The 17,986-nt window shown below is 62.8% G+C and carries 21 protein-coding genes; 6 read left to right on the plus strand and 15 right to left on the minus strand.

The window, feature by feature from the left end; translation table 11 throughout:
• Positions 1-117: 117 nt before the first annotated feature.
• From ACP7AD_RS00105 to ACP7AD_RS00175, 15 genes are all read right to left on the minus strand, one after another.
• On the minus strand, positions 118-2,256 hold the full coding sequence (locus ACP7AD_RS00105) for a methyl-accepting chemotaxis protein (protein WP_426144941.1): 2,139 nt from the start codon (positions 2,254-2,256) through the stop codon (positions 118-120).
• Positions 2,249-2,431, minus strand: coding sequence for a hypothetical protein (locus tag ACP7AD_RS00110; protein ID WP_426144943.1), 183 nt, complete (start codon positions 2,429-2,431; stop codon positions 2,249-2,251). The genes ACP7AD_RS00105 and ACP7AD_RS00110 overlap by 8 nt, the downstream gene beginning before the upstream one ends.
• On the minus strand, positions 2,412-2,882 hold the full coding sequence (locus tag ACP7AD_RS00115) for a chemotaxis protein CheW (RefSeq protein WP_426144944.1): 471 nt from the start codon (positions 2,880-2,882) through the stop codon (positions 2,412-2,414). The genes ACP7AD_RS00110 and ACP7AD_RS00115 overlap by 20 nt, the downstream gene beginning before the upstream one ends.
• 197 nt (positions 2,883-3,079) lie before the next feature.
• Positions 3,080-4,774, minus strand: a complete 1,695-nt coding sequence (locus tag ACP7AD_RS00120; RefSeq protein ID WP_426144945.1) for a methyl-accepting chemotaxis protein — start codon at positions 4,772-4,774, stop codon at positions 3,080-3,082.
• Positions 4,775-4,844: 70 nt separating this feature from the next.
• Positions 4,845-6,608, minus strand: coding sequence for a methyl-accepting chemotaxis protein (locus tag ACP7AD_RS00125; protein WP_426144947.1), 1,764 nt, complete (start codon positions 6,606-6,608; stop codon positions 4,845-4,847).
• A gap of 248 nt (positions 6,609-6,856) precedes the next feature.
• Positions 6,857-7,819 carry a flagellar assembly peptidoglycan hydrolase FlgJ gene (flgJ, locus tag ACP7AD_RS00130; protein WP_426144949.1) on the minus strand — a complete coding sequence of 321 codons (963 nt, stop codon included), beginning with the start codon at positions 7,817-7,819 and terminating at the stop codon, positions 6,857-6,859.
• Between the two features lie 9 nt (positions 7,820-7,828).
• Positions 7,829-8,983: a flagellar basal body P-ring protein FlgI gene (locus ACP7AD_RS00135; protein ID WP_426144950.1), complete on the minus strand. Its 1,155-nt coding sequence runs from the start codon at positions 8,981-8,983 to the stop codon at positions 7,829-7,831.
• A gap of 2 nt (positions 8,984-8,985) precedes the next feature.
• On the minus strand, positions 8,986-9,675 hold the full coding sequence (locus tag ACP7AD_RS00140) for a flagellar basal body L-ring protein FlgH (RefSeq protein WP_426144952.1): 690 nt from the start codon (positions 9,673-9,675) through the stop codon (positions 8,986-8,988).
• 8 nt (positions 9,676-9,683) lie between these two features.
• Entirely contained in the window at positions 9,684-10,466 is a 783-nt protein-coding gene (flgG, locus tag ACP7AD_RS00145) for a flagellar basal-body rod protein FlgG (RefSeq protein ID WP_426144954.1), read from the minus strand.
• A 276-nt stretch (positions 10,467-10,742) separates the two neighbouring features.
• Complete coding sequence (locus ACP7AD_RS00150; RefSeq protein ID WP_426144955.1) at positions 10,743-11,486, minus strand: flagellar basal body rod protein FlgF; 744 nt, start codon at positions 11,484-11,486, stop codon at positions 10,743-10,745.
• A gap of 18 nt (positions 11,487-11,504) precedes the next feature.
• Positions 11,505-12,782: a flagellar hook protein FlgE gene (flgE, locus tag ACP7AD_RS00155; protein WP_426144956.1), complete on the minus strand. Its 1,278-nt coding sequence runs from the start codon at positions 12,780-12,782 to the stop codon at positions 11,505-11,507.
• A 55-nt stretch (positions 12,783-12,837) separates the two neighbouring features.
• Positions 12,838-13,515: a flagellar hook assembly protein FlgD gene (locus ACP7AD_RS00160; RefSeq protein WP_426144957.1), complete on the minus strand. Its 678-nt coding sequence runs from the start codon at positions 13,513-13,515 to the stop codon at positions 12,838-12,840.
• Between the two features lie 55 nt (positions 13,516-13,570).
• Positions 13,571-13,987, minus strand: coding sequence for a flagellar basal body rod protein FlgC (gene flgC / locus ACP7AD_RS00165; protein ID WP_426144958.1), 417 nt, complete (start codon positions 13,985-13,987; stop codon positions 13,571-13,573).
• 16 nt (positions 13,988-14,003) lie between these two features.
• Positions 14,004-14,411, minus strand: coding sequence for a flagellar basal body rod protein FlgB (gene flgB, locus ACP7AD_RS00170; protein ID WP_426145248.1), 408 nt, complete (start codon positions 14,409-14,411; stop codon positions 14,004-14,006).
• Positions 14,412-14,542: 131 nt separating this feature from the next.
• Entirely contained in the window at positions 14,543-14,758 is a 216-nt protein-coding gene (locus tag ACP7AD_RS00175; protein ID WP_426165923.1) for a hypothetical protein, read from the minus strand.
• Between ACP7AD_RS00175 and flgA the strand changes: the two genes are divergently transcribed.
• The 6 genes from flgA to ACP7AD_RS00205 all read left to right on the plus strand — a co-directional run bounded on the left by flgA (position 14,751) and on the right by ACP7AD_RS00205 (position 17,894).
• Positions 14,751-15,476 (plus strand): flagellar basal body P-ring formation chaperone FlgA, encoded by a 726-nt coding sequence (gene flgA / locus ACP7AD_RS00180; protein ID WP_426144962.1) that lies wholly within the window; start codon positions 14,751-14,753, stop codon positions 15,474-15,476. The genes ACP7AD_RS00175 and flgA overlap by 8 nt on opposite strands.
• Before the next feature lie 96 nt (positions 15,477-15,572).
• Complete coding sequence (gene flgM, locus ACP7AD_RS00185) at positions 15,573-15,848, plus strand: flagellar biosynthesis anti-sigma factor FlgM (protein WP_426144964.1); 276 nt, start codon at positions 15,573-15,575, stop codon at positions 15,846-15,848.
• Positions 15,848-16,306 (plus strand): flagella synthesis protein FlgN, encoded by a 459-nt coding sequence (locus ACP7AD_RS00190; RefSeq protein ID WP_426144966.1) that lies wholly within the window; start codon positions 15,848-15,850, stop codon positions 16,304-16,306. The genes flgM and ACP7AD_RS00190 overlap by 1 nt, the downstream gene beginning before the upstream one ends.
• Before the next feature lie 246 nt (positions 16,307-16,552).
• A complete protein-coding gene (locus ACP7AD_RS00195; protein WP_426144968.1) occupies positions 16,553-17,023 on the plus strand; it encodes a hypothetical protein in 471 nt (156 codons plus the stop codon).
• A complete protein-coding gene (locus ACP7AD_RS00200) occupies positions 16,974-17,111 on the plus strand; it encodes a hypothetical protein (RefSeq protein ID WP_426144970.1) in 138 nt (45 codons plus the stop codon). The genes ACP7AD_RS00195 and ACP7AD_RS00200 overlap by 50 nt, the downstream gene beginning before the upstream one ends.
• 153 nt (positions 17,112-17,264) lie before the next feature.
• Positions 17,265-17,894: a transposase gene (locus ACP7AD_RS00205; protein ID WP_426165926.1), complete on the plus strand. Its 630-nt coding sequence runs from the start codon at positions 17,265-17,267 to the stop codon at positions 17,892-17,894.
• The last annotated feature ends 92 nt before the right edge of the window (positions 17,895-17,986 follow it).

The following is a 17,986-nucleotide window of genomic DNA, read 5'->3' on the forward strand; positions in this document are numbered from 1 at the left end:
GTTTTGAGGACGGGCTGGGCCACATCTGGCGCCAGTACCAGCGGTGCTGCACACCATCGGTTTTTTGGACAGACACAGACCGATGAAGCGCTGGCCAGCAGGGATGACCACCATTTCTCAGAACTCTTCCCAGTCGTCTGTCCCTGAAGCGGCGACCACCGCCGAACGCTGAAGTGGCTTTTGCTGCGACACGGGCCGTGGTGCAGCAATGCCGCGCTTGGCCACTGCCGGCGGCTGCCTGAGCTCGGTAAGTTGGGGATTGTCTGGCGATTGCCGAAGGGTCGCGCCACGCTGGACGACCTGATGCTCGCTGCCCAGCCGGAACACGCCGACCACCTGGCTCAGCCCTTGGGCCTGCTCTTGCAGCGACGCGGCTGCCGCCGCTGCTTCCTCCACCAGCGCCGCGTTTTGCTGCGTCACTTGGTCCATCTGCGTGATCGCCTGGTTGATCTGCTCGATCCCCTGCGTCTGCTCGCGGCTCGCCGCCTCGATCTCGGCCATGATGTCCGTCACGCGTTTGACGCTGCCCACGATCTCGTCCATCGTCTGGCCCGCCTCGGCCACCTGGCGGCTGCCCTCGCCGACCTTATCAACCGAGTCGCCGATCAGCGTCTTGATCTCTTTGGCCGCCGCCGCGCTGCGCTGGGCCAGGCTTCTGACTTCGGCCGCCACCACGGCAAAGCCACGTCCCTGCTCACCTGCGCGGGCTGCTTCGACTGCGGCGTTCAAGGCCAGGATGTTGGTCTGAAAGGCGATGCCGTCAATCACGCCAATGATGTCGACGATCTTTTTCGACGAGGTGTTGATCGCATTCATCGTTTGCACCACCTGCGAGACCACCGCGCCGCCCTTGACGGCCACGCTTGAAGCCGAGACAGCCAGCTGGTTGGCCTGGCGTGCGTTGTCGGCGTTTTGTTTGACGGTGGAAGTCAGCTCTTCCATCGACGCGGCGGTTTCTTCCAGCGACGAGGCCTGCTGCTCGGTGCGGGACGACAAGTCCTGGTTGCCGGCGGCAATCTGGCTGGACGCGGTGGCTATCGTGTCGGTGCCTTGGCGGACATTGCCGACAATGCCCACCAGGCTGTTGCGCATGAACTCCACGGACCGGCTGATCACGCCGATCTCGTCCTTGCGATCCGGCAGCAGCAAGGGCTGGGACAGGTCACCCTGGCCGATGGCTTCCAGGTTCAGGCTGATGCGCTGCAAGGGTCGTACCGCCCGGCGAATCGTGACGCTCAGTGCGATGGCCATCACCACCATGACCAATGCCAGCACGCCGCTGAGCCACGCCATCTGCCGGTACAGGTCAGCCAGCGCCTCGTCAGCGGGAACTTCGGCCACCACCAGCCAGCCCGTTGCTTCGCTTTTGGCGACAGAAGCAAAATGCTTTCCGGCTCGCAGGGGATCAAGAACTGCGGGCGCCTTGTCAAGCCAGCGCCTGTCGTCACCCTGCAAACGCGTGAGCCAGTCGGCAGCATCGACTGGCACAATTTCAGCCAGTTTCTTGCCTGCTGCCTTCGGATGAAACACCAGGCTCGCCTCGGCAGGCACACGGCCGGGATTGATGACGTAAAGACCACCACTGTCGAAGACTTGGGACTTGTTTACCGCAGCCGCCATGGAGGCTTCCTGACCGGATATGTTCAGACCGATATACAAAACGGCAACCACCTTGTCAGCCGCGTCGCGCACCGGCATGTAAACGGTGATGAAAGGTTGACCGAACAGCACCACCCGCCCGACAAACTTTTTCCCGTTGCGCAGCGCTTCATAGGCGGCACTTTTGCGGTCAAGCAGGGTTCCCACCGCACGCTCGCCATTTTCCTTTTTCACCGAGGTCGCAATCCGCCGGAAGTCTTCGCCCTGCACCACGAACACGGCGGCATTGCCACCCGGAAAGATGCTGGTAAAACTGTCAACTTCCGTGGTGTTGTCGTTGATCAAGGTTCCGTAGTTCGACAAAGATCCCTTGCTTTCATCCTCAAGCGCAAGCACCGCCCCGAACTGGCGACGAAAGATGCTGAAGGCGTTTTCTGCCGTCAGATTCATGGTCTGGTTGAACACATCCAGCGACTGGGAAATGCTTTCTGCCTTGGCATTGGCGTATTGCGAAGCGCTACGCTGTTGTTGCGATGACACCATGACGTAAAAAAAGACAAGCACAAGGGTCATGCCTAAAAAAATGGCGGCGCTGGCCTTGAGCGTCATGGTCCGCGCCATCGACACAAAATGAAGCGGTGCGTGGCCCTCACGCATGACGGGCTCCAGTTGAAAACACAACCGCGCTGATGCGGTCCAGCGAGAGCAAAGACGCCCTCTGCGGGTTGAGAATCTTGCGGCTTGCCTGGGCGTTCATCATGTTCATGCTTTCAGTGGGTTTTTGCGGTGCGGCCTGCTTCTGCGCTGCGCCCTCAGACAAGCGTTTTTTCAATCAAACCCATCTCATCGCTGGACATGAGCCGGTCCAGGTCGATCAAAATCAGCATGCGTTCGTCCAGCGTGCCCAGGCCCATCAGGTATTCGGTGTCCAGCACCGACCCCATCGACGGCGCCGGCCTGATTTGTTCGGGCTTGAGCGTGATCACATCGGACACGCTGTCCACGACCATGCCCATGACACGGCCGCCAATGTTGAGAATGATCACGACCGTGAACTGGTCATAGGTCGGCGTTCCCAGGTTGAACTTGATGCGCATGTCGATGATCGGCACGATGATGCCGCGCAGATTGACCACGCCCTTGATGTGTTCGGGTGCATTGGCGATGCGGGTCACGGTGTCGTAGCCGCGCAGTTCCTGCACCTTCTGGATGTCAATGCCATATTCTTCCTGACCCAGCGTGAAGGATAGAAATTCCAGTGCCTTGGGAACGGAAGACGTCATTGAACTGCCTGTTTTCGTGTGCATGCGCACTCCTCTGTTAACAATAAGGTGGGAGATGCCCGGTCACGCGCCGGCCATCGCAGGTTTGAAGAAAGTCGGCAGTCGGAAATCCCAGCATATTTATCGGCCGGATTTGAAAATTCTTGAGGATAAATCGGCTTTTTTTACCCATCCACTGGCCCCTTCAATCGGGGATATCAGCTGCCTTGCGGAGAATGAAAGGCGTGGGCGGCGGACAGCGCCGGCAACGGTGTTCGCCTGACGCCAGAGATGGGGGTGGGTTGGCGCTCCTGACTCGCCGCCCTCCCCAACTGGAACACGCTGACCACCTGGCTCAGCCCGCCGGCCTGTTCCTGCAGCGACTGCGCCGCCGCCGCCGCTTCCTCGACCAATGCCGCGTTTTGCTGCGTCACCTGGTCCATCTGCGTGATCGCTTGGTTGATCTGCTCTATGCCCTGGGTCTGCTCCTGGCTGGCCGCTGTGATCTCGGCCATGATGTCGGTCACGCGTTTGACGCTGTCGACAATCTCGTTCATTGTCTTGCCTGCCTCTTTTACCTGCGCGCTGCCTTCTTCGACCTTGTCCACCGAGTCGCCAATCAGGGTCTTGATCTCTTTGGCCGCCGCCGCGCTGCGCTGGGCCAGGCTTCTGACTTCGGCGGCGACCACGGCAAAGCCCCGGCCCTGCTCGCCAGCCCGTGCCGCCTCGACGGCTGCATTGAGCGCCAGGATGTTGGTTTGAAAGGCAATGCCGTCGATCACGCCGATGATGTCGACAATCTTTTTCGACGAGGTGTTGATCGCCTCCATGGTCTGCACGACTTGCGAGACCACCGCGCCGCCCTTGACAGCCACGCTTGAAGCCGAAACGGCCAGCTGGTTGGCCTGGCGCGCGTTGTCGGCGTTTTGCTTGACGGTGCTGGTCAGCTCCTCCATCGAGGCGGCGGTCTCTTCGAGCGAGGACGCCTGCTGCTCGGTGCGGCTGGACAAATCCTGGTTGCCGGCGGCAATCTGGCTGGAGACGCTGGCCACGCTTTCGACGCTGGCGCTTATGTCGGCGACAACGGCCAGCAAGTTGGCGTTCATCTGGTTCAGCGCCTGCAGCAAGGGCTTGGCTTCATCCTTGGCATGGATTTCGAACTTGGCAAGATCGCCGCCCGCGATGGCCTGCGCCACCTTGGCAGCGGCGTCCAGCGGGCGAAGCAGGGTGCTGACCAGGAAATAGCCAAAGCCCAGCCATGCCAGCGAAGAGGCAAGAACGCCTCCGATAAAAACAGTGGGAATCCAGGCGGTCGTTCCCGCTGGCAAGGCATGCTGCGTCATTTCGCGCCATCCCATCAGGCCCAGGCCGAGCGTGAGCACGGCGGCAAACGCCGTGCTGCCCATGACGCGTTGCGCGATCGGGATTCGGCGCAGGCTTGCCATCGGCGCCTGCCATACCGGCTTGATCACTTCACCGTGCCAGATTTTCAGCCCAGCCGATGTGCCGTCCCTGAAGCTGGCATAAATGCCTTCCGCCTCGGCAACCTGGGCGGACGTGGGCTTGCTTCTGACCGACATGTAGCCCTGGGTGACGCCCTGGCGGCGAATTGGCGTGACGTTGGCCTGGACCCAGTAAAAATCGCCATTCTTGCGCCGGTTCTTGACCAGCCCGGTCCACGGCAGGTTGCTCGCCAGCGTATCCCACATGTCGGCAAAGGCCTGAACGGGCATGTCGGGATGACGGATGACGTTGTGCGCCTTTCCCATCACCTCGTCCAGGTCAAAGCCGCTGACCTTGAGAAATGACGGGTTCAGGTAGGTGATGCGTCCTTTGAGGTCGGTACGTGTTACCAGCGTACTGTCCTCGGCAAGAGGGTATTCGTTGTTCGTGACGGGAGAATTGATGCGCATGGCTGATCTTTCGCGATTTAAGGTAGCAATAACAAGCCGGCGTGACCAAAGAAATCAAACCGGCCCTTGCCTAAAACTCTTCCCATTGCCCAGCGTTTCCAGCCGCCACAGCCAGACGCCGTGATGGCGCAGCCTGGCTGGCCTGGCTGGCCGATGACTGACTGGCTTTGGAAACCGCAAGGGCTTCTCTGGCGGCCGGTGCTTGCTTGAAGGCAACGGCTGTCGGGTGGCCAGCGCTTGCGCGCCGGGCTGAAGGGGGCCGGGTCGCAGGCCGGTCGTGATGCGCGGCTTGCCCCAGCTGGAATACGCTGACCACCTGGCTCAGCCCGCTGGCCTGTTCCTGCAGCGATGCCGCTGCCGCTGCTGCTTCCTCCACCAATGCGGCGTTTTGCTGCGTCACCTGGTCCATCTGCGTGATCGCCTGGTTGATCTGCTCGATCCCCTGCGTCTGCTCGCGGCTCGCCGCCTCGATCTCGGCCATGATGTCCGTCACGCGTTTGACGCTGCCCACGATCTCGTCCATCGTCTGGCCCGCCTCGGCCACCTGGCGGCTGCCCTCGCCGACCTTATCAACCGAGTCGCCGATCAGCGTCTTGATCTCTTTGGCCGCCGCCGCGCTGCGCTGGGCCAGGCTTCTGACTTCAGCAGCCACCACCGCAAAGCCCCGGCCCTGCTCGCCGGCCCTTGCGGCTTCGACTGCGGCGTTCAAGGCCAGGATGTTGGTCTGAAAGGCAATGCCGTCGATCACGCCGATGATGTCGACGATCTTTTTCGACGAGGTGTTGATCGCATTCATGGTCTGCACCACCTGCGAGACCACCGCGCCGCCTTTGACGGCCACGCTGGAGGCCGAGACGGCCAGCTGGTTGGCTTGGCGTGCGTTGTCGGCGTTTTGTTTGACGGTGGAAGTCAATTCTTCCATCGACGCGGCGGTTTCTTCCAGCGACGAGGCCTGCTGCTCGGTGCGGGACGACAAGTCCTGGTTGCCGGCGGCAATCTGGCTGGACGCGGTGGCAATGGTGTCAGTGCCTTGGCGAACCTGGCCGACAATGGCCACCAGGCTGGTGTTCATGTCTTTGAGCGCCTGCATCAGCTGGCCGGTCTCGTCTTTGGTGGACACCTCGATCTGGCTGGTCAGGTCGCCGCCGGCGACAGTTTGGGCTACCCGGAGCGCCTGGCCCAAAGGACGTGTAATACCGCTGGTCAGCCGCCAGGACAGAAGGACGCCCAGCCCCAGGGCCAGCACCGTAAGCACCAGCATGCTGATCTGGCCCGAGCGGTACATCGCGTCAATGGACGTGACCGTCTGGTCAATCGTGGCCTTTTGGTGAAGCAGCATGTTTTTGATGCTGGCATCGTAGGCACTCAATGCCGGCAGCATTTTTTCTTCGGTCAGCTGTGTCGCCAGCGCATTCTGGCCTTGGGCCTTCAGTTTCATGACGCTGCTGCGCACGCCGACATACGTTAAGCGTTTGGCCACGCCGTCTTCAAACAGGGCTTTTTCTTCTGCCGTGTCCAGCAGGTCGAAGAGTTTTTTTGAATTTTCGGTAATGCCCAGGCTGGTCTGGGCCATGCCCTTCTGGAAATACTCCTCGTCTGCGGCATCGTCGCTCTTGACCAGCGCCAAGGCCCGGATGCTGTTGGTGCTGGTGGCTACCAGCCATTCGGCGGCAATGCGCTCCTTGACCAACGTGCGTTTGGCCATCGCATCCGCAGCCTGCCCCACTTCCTGAAGGCGCCAGATGCCGAGTCCGGAAATAATGCCCAAGAGCAGCAGCACAGCGCCAAAGGCCAGCGCCAGGCGGATGCTAATACTCAGATTCCTGATGTTCATAAAGTTTTAAAGGTTGATTGACTGAATGGACTGAATGGACTGAATGGACTGAATTTCTGAGAATTCACAAAAAAAAACACGGATTGGCCTGTCTCGAACCAGTACAAAATCATCCTGACCTTGCCTCACGGCGCGCAGGAAACCAAGCTATTTTCACTATATATTTCATAGCTGCTCGCACACTCTGCACAAGCGCAAAAAGCATATTTGATGATGGAAGTTGGTTGGCAAGTTACCACGAATATGCGCTAGGTCATCTGCTCCATGATGCGGACCAGTTTTCCACCGTAGTTCGGGTCGGTGGCATAGCCGGCGCGCTGCAGGCCGTGCGCCGCTTCGGCAGCGTTGGGCGTTGCCAGCACGTTGGCATAGCGCGGGTTGCTGGTCAAAAAGCGGGCATAGTCGGCAAACGATTCCTCATAGGATCCGTAGGCGCGGAACCTGGCCTGGGTTTTCTGCGCCGCGCCGTTGACATATTCGGTGGTCGTTGCCTCCACCACCGGGCCTTTCCAGCTCTTGTCGGCCTTGATGCCAAACACGTTGAAGCTGGTTTTTCCGTCTTCGGCACGAATCTCGCGCTTGCCCCAGCCCGACTCCAGCGCCGCCTGCGCCATGATCAGCTGCGCCGGCACGCCGCTGGCCTGGCTGGCCCGCTGGGCGGCAGGAAGCATGCGGGAAACAAATTGCTCGACATGCGCCTGCGGCAGGACGCTGCGGCTCATCGTGGCCTGGGCGGTCGCCTTTTCATAGAACGACAGGTCTGGCGCGCGGGTCAGTGCGGGCGTGACCGCTGCTGGCACAAGCGGCATGCCCAAGGAAATGACGCCCGGCATCTGGCCGCTGGCAGCGGTCGCAGGCGAATCGCCGCCCATGGTGCGGCTCAGCTGGGTGAACATGGCCTCGGCCAGCCCCAGGCCCCGGCCGGAGAGGTTTTGCGACAGCTGCTGGTCGAGCATCGAGGTGTAGGTTTTTTCCTGCGAACTGCTGAACATGCCGTCCGACGGCGTGGCGTCGCGCATGCTCTTGAGCATCATCTGCAGGAACATCACCTCAAACTGCTTGGAAGCCTGCTTCATGCCCTCCTGCGGCGACGTGCGAACGGTCCGCCGCAGGGCGTCAACGCCCTGGACATCGAGCGACAGCCGCTGGTCAAGCACGCCACTGGCGGCAGCGCCGGAAGGGCTCAGATTGGAAATGCCAGCGCTGTTCATCAACGTTCCTTAGATAATTTCCAGCTCGGCGCGCAAGGCGCCGGCGGCCTTCATGGCCTGCAGGATCGACACCAGGTCCTGCGGGTTCGCGCCCAGGGTGTTCAGCCCCTTGATCACGTCGGCCAGCGACGCGCCGCCGCGCACCACCTGCAGCGCACTGCCCGCCACGCTGATCTCGATCTGCGACTTCTGCGCCACCACGGTGGCGCCGCCCGACAGGGGGTTGGGCTGGCTGATGACCGGCTCGGTGTTGATCACCACCGACAAATTGCCGTGCGCCACGGCGCAGTCATTGAGCCTGACGTTCTGACTCATTACCACCGAGCCGGTGCGGGCGTTGATGACCACCTTGGCCACCGCCTGCGCCGGGGAAACGTCGATGTTCTGCATGCGCGCCATGAAACCCACGCGTTCCTCGGGCCGGGCCGGCGCCGTGACCTGGATCACCCGGGCATCCAGCGCCGTGGCGGTGCCGGGGCCAAACGCGCGGTTGATGGCGTCCGTGGCCATCTGCGCGGTGCCGAAATCGCTGGTGTTGAGTTCCAGCATCAAGGTGCCGTCGCCGCCGAGCGGGGAATCGACGCCGCGCTCGACAATGGCGCCCGCCGGAATCCGGCCGGAACTGAGCTGGTTGATCTGCACCTTGCTGCCGTTGGCCGAGGCGCCCGCACCGCCCACCACCATGTTGCCTTGCGCCAGCGCATAGACCTGGCCGTCGGCGCCCTTGAGCGGCGTCATGAGCAGCGTGCCGCCGCGCAGGCTCTTGGCATTGCCCAGCGAGGAAACGGTGATGTCAATGTTCTGGCCCGGCCGCGCAAACGGCGGCAGCGTGGCCGTGACCATCACGGCCGCGACGTTTTTCAGCTGCATGTTGGTGCCCGCCGGAACGGTGATGCCGAGCTGCCCGAGCATGTTGTTCAGGCTCTGCGTGGTGAACGGCGTCTGCATGGTCTGGTCGCCGCTGCCGTCGAGGCCGACCATCAGGCCGTAGCCGATCAGCGGGTTGTCGCGCACGCCCTGGATGCTGGCAAGGTCCTTGAGCCGCTCCGCCCGGCCGGACTGGCTGATGAGCAGGCAGGCCAGCAGGCACAGCTTCATGCCCAGCCTGAAGGTTGCGTGCAGCTTGTGGCCAGGTTTTGCGGTTGGAATTGGTAAATTTTGCATGGTCAGAATGGCAGCACGTTGAGGAAGGCGCGCTGCAGCCAGCCCATGGTCTGCGCCTCGTCGATGTAGCCCTTGGCGCTGTATTCGATGCGCGCGTCGGCCACCAGGGTCGAGGGCACGGTGTTGTTGGCGCTGACGGTGCGCGGATTGACCACGCCCGAGAATCGGATGAACTCGGTGCCCTGGTTGATCAGCATCTGCTTTTCCCCGCTGACCAGCAGGTTGCCGTTGAGCAGCACTTCCACCACCGTGACCGTGATCACGCCGTTGAAGGTATTCTTGGAGTTGGCGCCGCCCTTGGCGCTCATGGCGCTTTTGCCGCTGGCACCGGCATCCAGGTCGCTACCGATCAGGCCCCTGATCAGCGTGGGAACGACGCTCAGCACGGTGCTGGCGCTGCCGGTGCGGCTGGCTTCGGCGCCCGAGTTCTTGCTGGCGTTGATGTTTTCGCTCACCACGATGGTCAAAATGTCGCCGATGTGGCGTGGCCGCCGGTCTTCAAACAGGGCCTGGGTGCCAAAGCCGGTGCGGTAGATCGACCCGTTCGCCGGACCGGCGGGGCGCACCTGGAGGTCGGCGCGGGCGCTCATGGGCTGCTGCACCAGCGGCTCGCGCGGGAGCTGCGCGCAGCCGCCGAGCAGCAAGCCAGTGGCCCCCAGCACGCAGCCGATGAAACGGTGAATGTTTAGCATGACGGGCTTTACAGCTGCGACAGGCGGGCCAGCATCTCGTCGGATGTCTTGACGGCCTTGCTGTTGATCTCATAGGCGCGCTGCGTCTGGATCATGTTGACGAGTTCCTCGACCACATTGACGTTGGACGATTCGACATAGCCCTGGGCAAGCGTGCCCGCGCCGTTCTGCCCGGGCGCGGTCTGGTTGGCGCCGCCCGACGCATCGGTTTCGACATACAGGTTTTCGCCGCTGCTTTGCAGGCCGGTGGCGTTCAGGAAGGTCGCCAGCTGGATCTGGCCGATCTGCACGCTGGCGGCGCTGCCGGCCTGAACCACCGACACCGTGCCATCGCGGCCTACCGTCATGCTGGTGGCGCCGGGCGGCAGCGTGATGGCCGGCTGCACCGGGTAGCCGCTGGCGGTCACGAGCTGGCCGTTCTGGTCGGTCTGGAAGGAACCGTCGCGGGTGTAGGCGGCCGTGCCGTCGGGCATCAGGACCTGGAAAAACCCGTCGCCGTTGATCATCATGTCCTTCTGGTTATCGGTTTTGGTCGAATTGCCCTGGGTGTGGATGCGCTCGGTGGCGACCACACGCACGCCGGTGCCCAGCTGCAGGCCCGAAGGCATGCGCGTCTGGTCCGACGTCTGGCCGCCGCTCTGGCGCAGGTTCTGGTACATCAGGTCCTCGAACACGGCGCGGCTGCGCTTGAAGCCGGTGGTGCCCACGTTGGCCAGGTTGTTGGCCACGACGTCGAGCTGGGTCTGCTGGGCATCCAGGCCGGTCTTGGCAATTGAAAGGGAGCGAATCATGGGGAAATCCTGTGGGTCGGAAGGGCTTGGTAGGATGGGTTTGATGAATCCGTCCGGCCCCTTCCCCCGCTGGGGGAAGGCTGGGATGGGGGCCAGCGGAGACCAAACACCAGCCGGTGGCATTGCCGGAAGCAAGCATTTGCATGCTGGCTGCGAGGAGTGGTCGGGCCACAGTCCGATTCGGGGAAGCCCCCATCCCGACCTTCCCCCAGCGGGGAAAGGAGGAAAGCCGGGGAAGCGGACATGGCTTTTACAGGGGTCAGCATGACGGCAGCCCTAGCTGTTGGACAGCAGCTTGTTGGCCTGCTGGTCGTTGCTCTCGGCGGTCTGCAGCGTTTTCATCTGCATGTCAAAGCGCCGGGCGTTGGCGATCATGTCCACCATGACCTCGACCGGGTTGACGTTGCTGCCTTCGAGCGTTCCCGTCAGCAGGCGCACGGCCGGGTCGGCTTCGGCTGGCGCCGCGCCAGGCTGCATGCGAAAAAGCCCGTCGTCGCCACGCACCATGTCGCCGGCAGGCGGGTTGACCAGTTTCAGGCGCCCTACTTCGGCCGCACCGGTGGCCGGACCGCCGAGTCCCAGCGCGCTCACCATGCCGTCGCTGGTGATCATCAAGGCCACGCCGGGCGGCACCACCAGCGGTCCCGTTCCGCCGGAAACCGGCCGCGCATCCATGGTCATCAGCTGACCCTCGGCGCCGACCTGGAGGTTGCCGACGCGCGTATAGGCTTCGCTGCCGTCAGGCATCTGCACCGTCAGCCAGCCATCGCCGCGCACGGCCACATCCAGCGCGCGGCCGGTTTGCGTCATCGGGCCGCTGCGCATGTCGGCGCCTGGCGTTGACGCCACCACCATGGCGCGCGTGGCCGCTTCCTGGCCGACCACCGGCACGGCGCGAAAATTGTTGATCTGGGCGCGAAAGCCGGGCGTCGAGACATTCGCCATGTTGTTGGCGACGGATGCCTGCTGCTCCATGGCCTGCTTGGCACCGCTCATGCCCACGTAGATCATCCGGTCCATGGTGCTTTCCTTGTGCTATCAGCGCAGGTTGACCAGCGTCTGGAGAACCTGGTCCTGCGTCTTCACCGTCTGGGCGTTGGCCTGGTAGGTGCGCTGGGCAATGATCAGGTTGACCAGTTCGGAGGTCAGGTCGACGTTGGACGCTTCCAGTGCGCCTGAAGTCAGCGCGCCCAGCTTGGTGCCAGCGCCCGGGGCTCCGGTCAGGGGCTGGCCCGATGCGGCGGTTTCCGCCCAGACGTTGTCGCCCTTGGACTGCAAGCCATTGGGATTGACAAATGACGAAAGGACAATCTGCCCCAGGGCCTTGGCCTGTTCGTTGGAGTATTTTCCAGTGACGGTGCCGTCCTGGTTGATGGCATACGAGGTCAGCGCGCCCGACGTGTAGCCGTCCTGGGTCAGCTTTTTGACATCGTTGACATTGCCGAACTGCGAAGTGCCGGTCACGTTGATATCGAAACCCATGGGGGCCGAACCATTGCTGAAATCAAGGCCGGCAATATTTATTTTGCCGCTTGCAAGGGTGCTCGGTGGAGAAGCAGGTGCTGGACCATTAAGGATACCTGTGTTATTGAAACCGAGCGTGCCTGTTGCAAGCGCGCTGGCAACTGGGGGAGTGGCAGTGTCAATTGCCCCTGCCGACGTAAGCGGCTTGCCGTCTGCAGTCGCGTAAACCTTCCATTCATTCGGCGCACTCTTCACGAAGAACGTCGACAGTTCATGCGAAATTCCCAGCGAGTCAAAGACCGTGACCGCATTGGCATAGTTGTAGGTATTCGAATTGGCGGCGTCGAACGGAGTCGCCGTCGGCGTCACGCTGCGCGAATCGAGATTGAACTGGGCGGCGATGTTCCGGGTTGAATTCGGCGGCATGGACGCTGTCGGCAATTGCAAGGCGGTAGGACTGCCTCCCGCAACGGCGCCGTTGGCCCCAACCGCAAAACCCGTCAGCCGCAAACCGGCCGAATTAACGATGTAGCCGTCCTTGTCCATGTTGAACTGTCCATTGCGTGAATAGGCAATTTCGCCGCCCGGGCTGGCCAAGCGAAACAGCCCATCACCATTGGTAATGGCCACATCCAGCGCCCGCGAGCTGGTTTGCACCGCACCCGAAGTGAAATTTTGCGCCACGCCGGCCACCTGGGTGCCCAGACCGACGCGGGAACCCGCATACACATCCGAAAACTGCACGCTGCCGGATTTGAAGCCGATGGTTCCCGAATTGGCAATGTTGTTGCCGATGACATCGAGATTGCTGGCCGAGGCATTCAGCCCGCTGACACCTTGTGCGAAACCCATGGTAATTCCTTGTTTTAAATTGCTTGCGGGATAAAGACTTGCCCTGCCGGACGGCTCAGAGAATCAGGCGCACATCGGCGAGCGTCGCCTTGGCGCCAGACGCCAGTTCCAGGGCAACGCCGGCGGGGCCTTGCGACACGCTGGCAACGCCTGCATACGTCAGAGTGCCGGCCTCGACCTTGGCGTCGCCGGTGGCGGCCACCACATTGACGCTGTAGGCGCCATCGGCCAGCGCAACCCCCGCATCGTCCAGGCCGTCCCAGGACAGGGTCTTGAGGCCTTGCGGCAGCGCACCCAGGTCGAAACTGCGAACGGTGGCGCCGGCGGCATTGGTGATGCTGACCTTGACCGAGTCGGCTCCCTGCGCCATATCAACCGCGAACGGTGTTTCTGCGCCTTTTTTCAGCGCCAGCTCGGCGCCGGGCACCAGCACGGTGCGGCCGATCATCGAGGCCGATTGCAATACCTGGCTGGCACCGGTTTGCGCCAGCATGGCGGCAAAGGCGCTGTTGAGTTTTTCAATGCCGCTGACCGTGCTCATCTGCGCCAGCTGCGAGGTCAGCTGGGCGTTGTCCAGCGGGTTGAGCGGGTCCTGGTTGTTCAGCTGCGTGACCAGCAGCTTGAGAAAGCGCTGCTCGCTGTCGCTGCCCGATCCGGCGGACACGGCGGACGCGGCAGGGGCGCCCAGCACCGGGCTGGCGCTCTTGGCTGCATTGATGGAATCAAGGGACATGGCGGTTTTTTTCCTGCGTACTGAAATTGGGGATGTCGATAGCCGATGGGGACGCTTACTGGCCGATGGTCAGTGTCTTGAGCATCATGGTTTTGGCGGTGTTGAGCACTTCGACATTGGCCTGGTAGGAGCGCGACGCCGAAATCATGTTGACCATCTCCTCAACCACATTGACATTGGGCATGGCGACATAGCCGTCGGCATTGGCCAGCGGATTTTTCGGGTCATGCTGCATGCGCAGCGGCGACGAGTCCTCGACCACGCGGGCCACGCGCACGCCGCCAATGCCCTGGCCGTTGCTAGGGGCCATCTCGAAGACCACCTGCCGCGCGCGGTAGGGCTTGCCGTCCGGGCCGGATACGCTGTCGGCATTGGCCAGGTTGCTGGCGGTGGTGTTCATGCGCTGGGATTGCGCGGCCATGGCCGACCCGGCAATCTGGAAAATACCGATGGAGCTGTTGGAATACGGCATGCGGGGCTTCGCTTATCTAGGACTGAACCGCTGACAGCAGCGACTTGATCTTGGAGGTCAGCACCGTCATGTTGGCTTCATAGCGCATGGCGTTGTCGGCAAAGCTGACGCGCTCGGCATCCATCTCGACCGTGTTGCCGTCGATGCTGGACTGGGTCGGCATGCGGTAGAGTAGGTCGGCATCGCCGCCGCCCAGCGACTCGCCGGCGATATGGCGGGGCGACGTGGTCGCCATCGAGCTTGACGTGGACTGCCGGCCACGCTCGACCGCCTGCGACAAGGCACTACTGAATTCAAAGTCGCGCGCCTTGTAGTTGGGTGTGTCGGCATGGGCAATGTTGGCCGACAAAACTTCCTGCCGCCGCGCGCGCAGGTTGAGAGCCTCCTGGTGAAAGCGCAGCGCTGAATCGAGCTTGTCGATCATTTTTTCCCCATCCATCAAGTGATTTGCCTGGCCGTCCAGACACCTGGATTGAAAATAATTGTAAGAAAGCACTCCTGAATGCAATCAGCTGAACAGATGGGTTTTCGAGGTCCAGTTCACCTTTCCCTGCCTTACCCGGCACTGTCCGGCGCTGTCCGGGAGCGATACGACCAAAGCTGCAGCACGCCTTCAATCGGGTGAACAGGGTCGGGTTTTCGAAGCAGTTCAAGCCGTTGAAAAACCCGCGATTTTTTAAAATAAACCTTGCCCGTTTGCTGCGCCGGTGCATGCGTGGCGGCGCCTGATGCCGCCAAAGTCGTTGATGTTGAAAAGGAATTCATGAACAAGCCGATCCGCCAGCCGCTGCAGAGGCCGTTTGCTGGCGTCATGGCCGTGCTGCTGGCGCTGGCCGTGCTGGCCCTTGATGCACACGGCGCCGCGCCGCTGCCGCTGTCGGGCTACGCGCGCCCGGTGATCGAGCAGTTCCTGGTCAGCCAGACGGCGGGGCTGCCAGGCAAGGTGCAGATCAGCATCGACGCGCCGCTATCAAGCAGCCTGCCGCCGTGCGATGCGCTCGAAGCCTTCCTGCCCGGTGGCGCGCAGCTGCGCGGGCGTGTTTCGGTCGGGGTGCGCTGCAATGCAAGCCCGCGCTGGACGCGCTATGTCCAGGCACGCATTGCGATCATTGGCACTTACCAGGCGGCGGCACGGCAGATTGAAGCCGGTCAAGCCTTGGCCCTTGCGGACACGGTCGTTCGGGAAGCCGACATGGCGACCCTGCCCGCTAGCGTCGTGGTCGATGCAAGCCAGCTGGTGGGCCGGGTCGCGCTCAACCGCATCGCCGCGGGCGCGCCGGTGCGGCGCGAACAGCTGCGCGGCGTTGCACTGGTGCAACAGGGACAGACCGTCAAGGTGGTGTCACGGGGCCAAGGCTTTGTGGTGAGCACCGAAGGCAAGGCCATGACCCCCGGCGCCGCCGGCGCGCTGGTCCAGGTCAGGATGCAGGGCGGGCAACTGCTCACCGGCACGCTGGGTGCCGATGGCACCGTCGAGCGCGGCAACTGATGCACTGAAAGGTTTGGCCAAAGAATTTTTTCATCGGACCGCCTCAAGTTTCTGGGCAGACTGCCGTTATGCCGGTAAGTGCCTGAGGAAAACATCATGAAAATCAATCAAAACGTCATCTTTTTAAAAGCCGGGGCCGCTGCTCCGGCCGTGGCGCCCGGCAAAAGCAGCGCCGCAGCCGGCGCCTCCGCCGTACAGACGCCGGTTGCCGCCAGCCAGGCCCGGCTGCCCTCGACCACCGGCGACTTCGATGCCGCGCGCGTGGCTGAAATCCGCGAAAGCATCCGTGCCGGTCGCTACCAGGTCGACACCGCCAAAATTGCCGATGGCCTGATCTCCAGCGTGCGCGACCTTCTTGGAAAGAGCCCCTAATGACCACTTCACTGTTGCAACGCCTGACGCTTGAGCATGGCGCGGTGGCCGAATTTCTTGACCTGCTGAACCGGGAAACCGACGCCATGACGCAGGGCCGTTTCATCGACCTTCCGCACCTGGCCGAGCGCAAGTCGCAGCTGGCCGACAGGATCGCCATCTTGCGCCGGCACCGGGAAAATGAACAGATGACGCTGGGCTTCCGGGCGGACCGCAGCGGCGCCGAGGCGGCCACCACCGCCGCCGGTCCCCTGGAGCAGGAAGCCTGGAGCAACTTGCAGGCATGCGCGGCCCAGGCGCACGAGCGCAACCATGCCAACGGCGTGATGATCCACACCCATCTTGATTTCACCCGGCAAGCGATCAATTTCCTGAAGTCATCCGGCAGGCCGCTGTACGGACCGGACGGCGCGCATTACAGCGGAACGGCCAGCGGCAACCGCCTGGCCATGGGCTGAAGCGGCTTCAACCCGTTTGAGCGGGTACTGGCCTTGTTCCGGGGCTTTGGGTGGCTTCTTCTGGGGTTTAAGGGGTGAGTGCCTTCCCGCCGGGCTACCGTATGCACACATCTCCGACTCGGGAATTAGGGTTTGCCCAGAATGTCGGTTTTTGTCACCAGGGAGAACGCAGATGCAGCACGAAGAACTGGCGTGGGATTTCGGTGATGCGCGGCTAAAAAAACCGCCAACTGCCTGCACGCGGCGATGGTCGCGCTGCAGACGGTGTGCGTTCGCAAGCTCGGCCAGCAGCGCTCGGGCGAGGTGCGCTTCGGGCGCTGGCTGCGCAACGGGCGCGTGAGTGTGAAGGCGCTCGTCGAGGGCGTCTGCGGGGGCATCTCAAAGCGCGTAGCGGGGCGCCATGTGCTGCTGCTCGAGGACACCAGCGATATCAACTACCAGGCGCATGCTGGGCGCGTGCAAGCGCCGGGCGCGGTCGGCAACGGCAAGGATGTGGGATTGTTTTTGCATCCCGTGCTGGCCATTGACGCGCAGGACTACACCTGCCTGGGGCTGGCGCACCTGCAAGAAGGCGCCAGGCGATCGCAAGCTGCCCATAGAGGACAAAGAGAGCGGGCGCTGGATCGAGGCGGCCCGCTGTGGGCTGCAGCGCACGGCCAGAGCAGGCATGGCCACCGTGATTGCCGACCGCGAGGCGGACATCTACGAGATGTTTGACCGCCTGCCCGATACCGGCAACGCCGGCCAGGCCAGCACACACCTGCTGATCCGCGCCTGTTCCAACCGCTTTTCTAGCCTGCCCTGAAAAGCCGCCCGGCAGCGCAGCGCAGACGCTCTTCGAGTGGCTCTGCAGCCTGCCCCCGAGCATGACCGTTATGAAGTCGATTTGCCGGCCTCGCAGAGCCATTGCAACGACAAGGGCAAGAGCTGGCGCAGCGCCCACCGGGCGTAGCTGGTGGTGCGGTTCGCACGCACGCAGATCCGGCGCCCGCAGTGGGCGGACCGCAGCGCCGCTGGCTCGATAGGGCTGTGGGCCATAGAGGTGTGTGAGGATCCATCGAGCGTGCTCAGCCAAGAAAAACCGGTGCACTGGCGGCTGCTGACCACGCACGAGATTGCCAGCAAGGAACAGGCACGCCGGTGCATTGATGGGTACCGCCAGCGCTGGCACATCGAGCAAATGTTTCGCACGCTCAAGCGCCAAGGACTCGATGTGGAGTCGAGCCAGCTCGAACAGGCTGGGCGGCTGCAAAAGCTGGTGGTGCTGGCGGCCTCAGCGACGGTGCACACGCTGCAGCTGACGCTGGCGCGCGAAGGCCACAACACGCGCCCGGCCAGCGACTGCTTTGACGAGCAGGAGCAGGCGCTGCTCGGGGACGTCAACCCCACGCTGGAGGGCAAGACGCAAAAGCAGAAGAACCCGCATACGCCGGCCAGCCTGGCGTGGGCCGCCTGGATCGTCGCACGCCTGGGCGGCTGGAAGGGCTACGCCAGCGAGCGCAAGCCCGGGCCCATCACCATGCTGGGCGGCCTGCAGGCGCTGGCGCAAATCCACCGCGGCTGGACCCTGGCTCGGGGGATTGGGTAGATGTGTGCATACCGTAGCCCGCCGGGCAGGCGCTCACCCGCCAAACCACAGAAGAACTCACCAAGCCAAAGGCAATCAACAATCGACGCAGC

The organism is Polaromonas sp. DSP2-3-2b2 (genome assembly GCF_049895905.1).
Classification (GTDB): Bacteria; Pseudomonadota; Gammaproteobacteria; order Burkholderiales; family Burkholderiaceae_C; genus Polaromonas.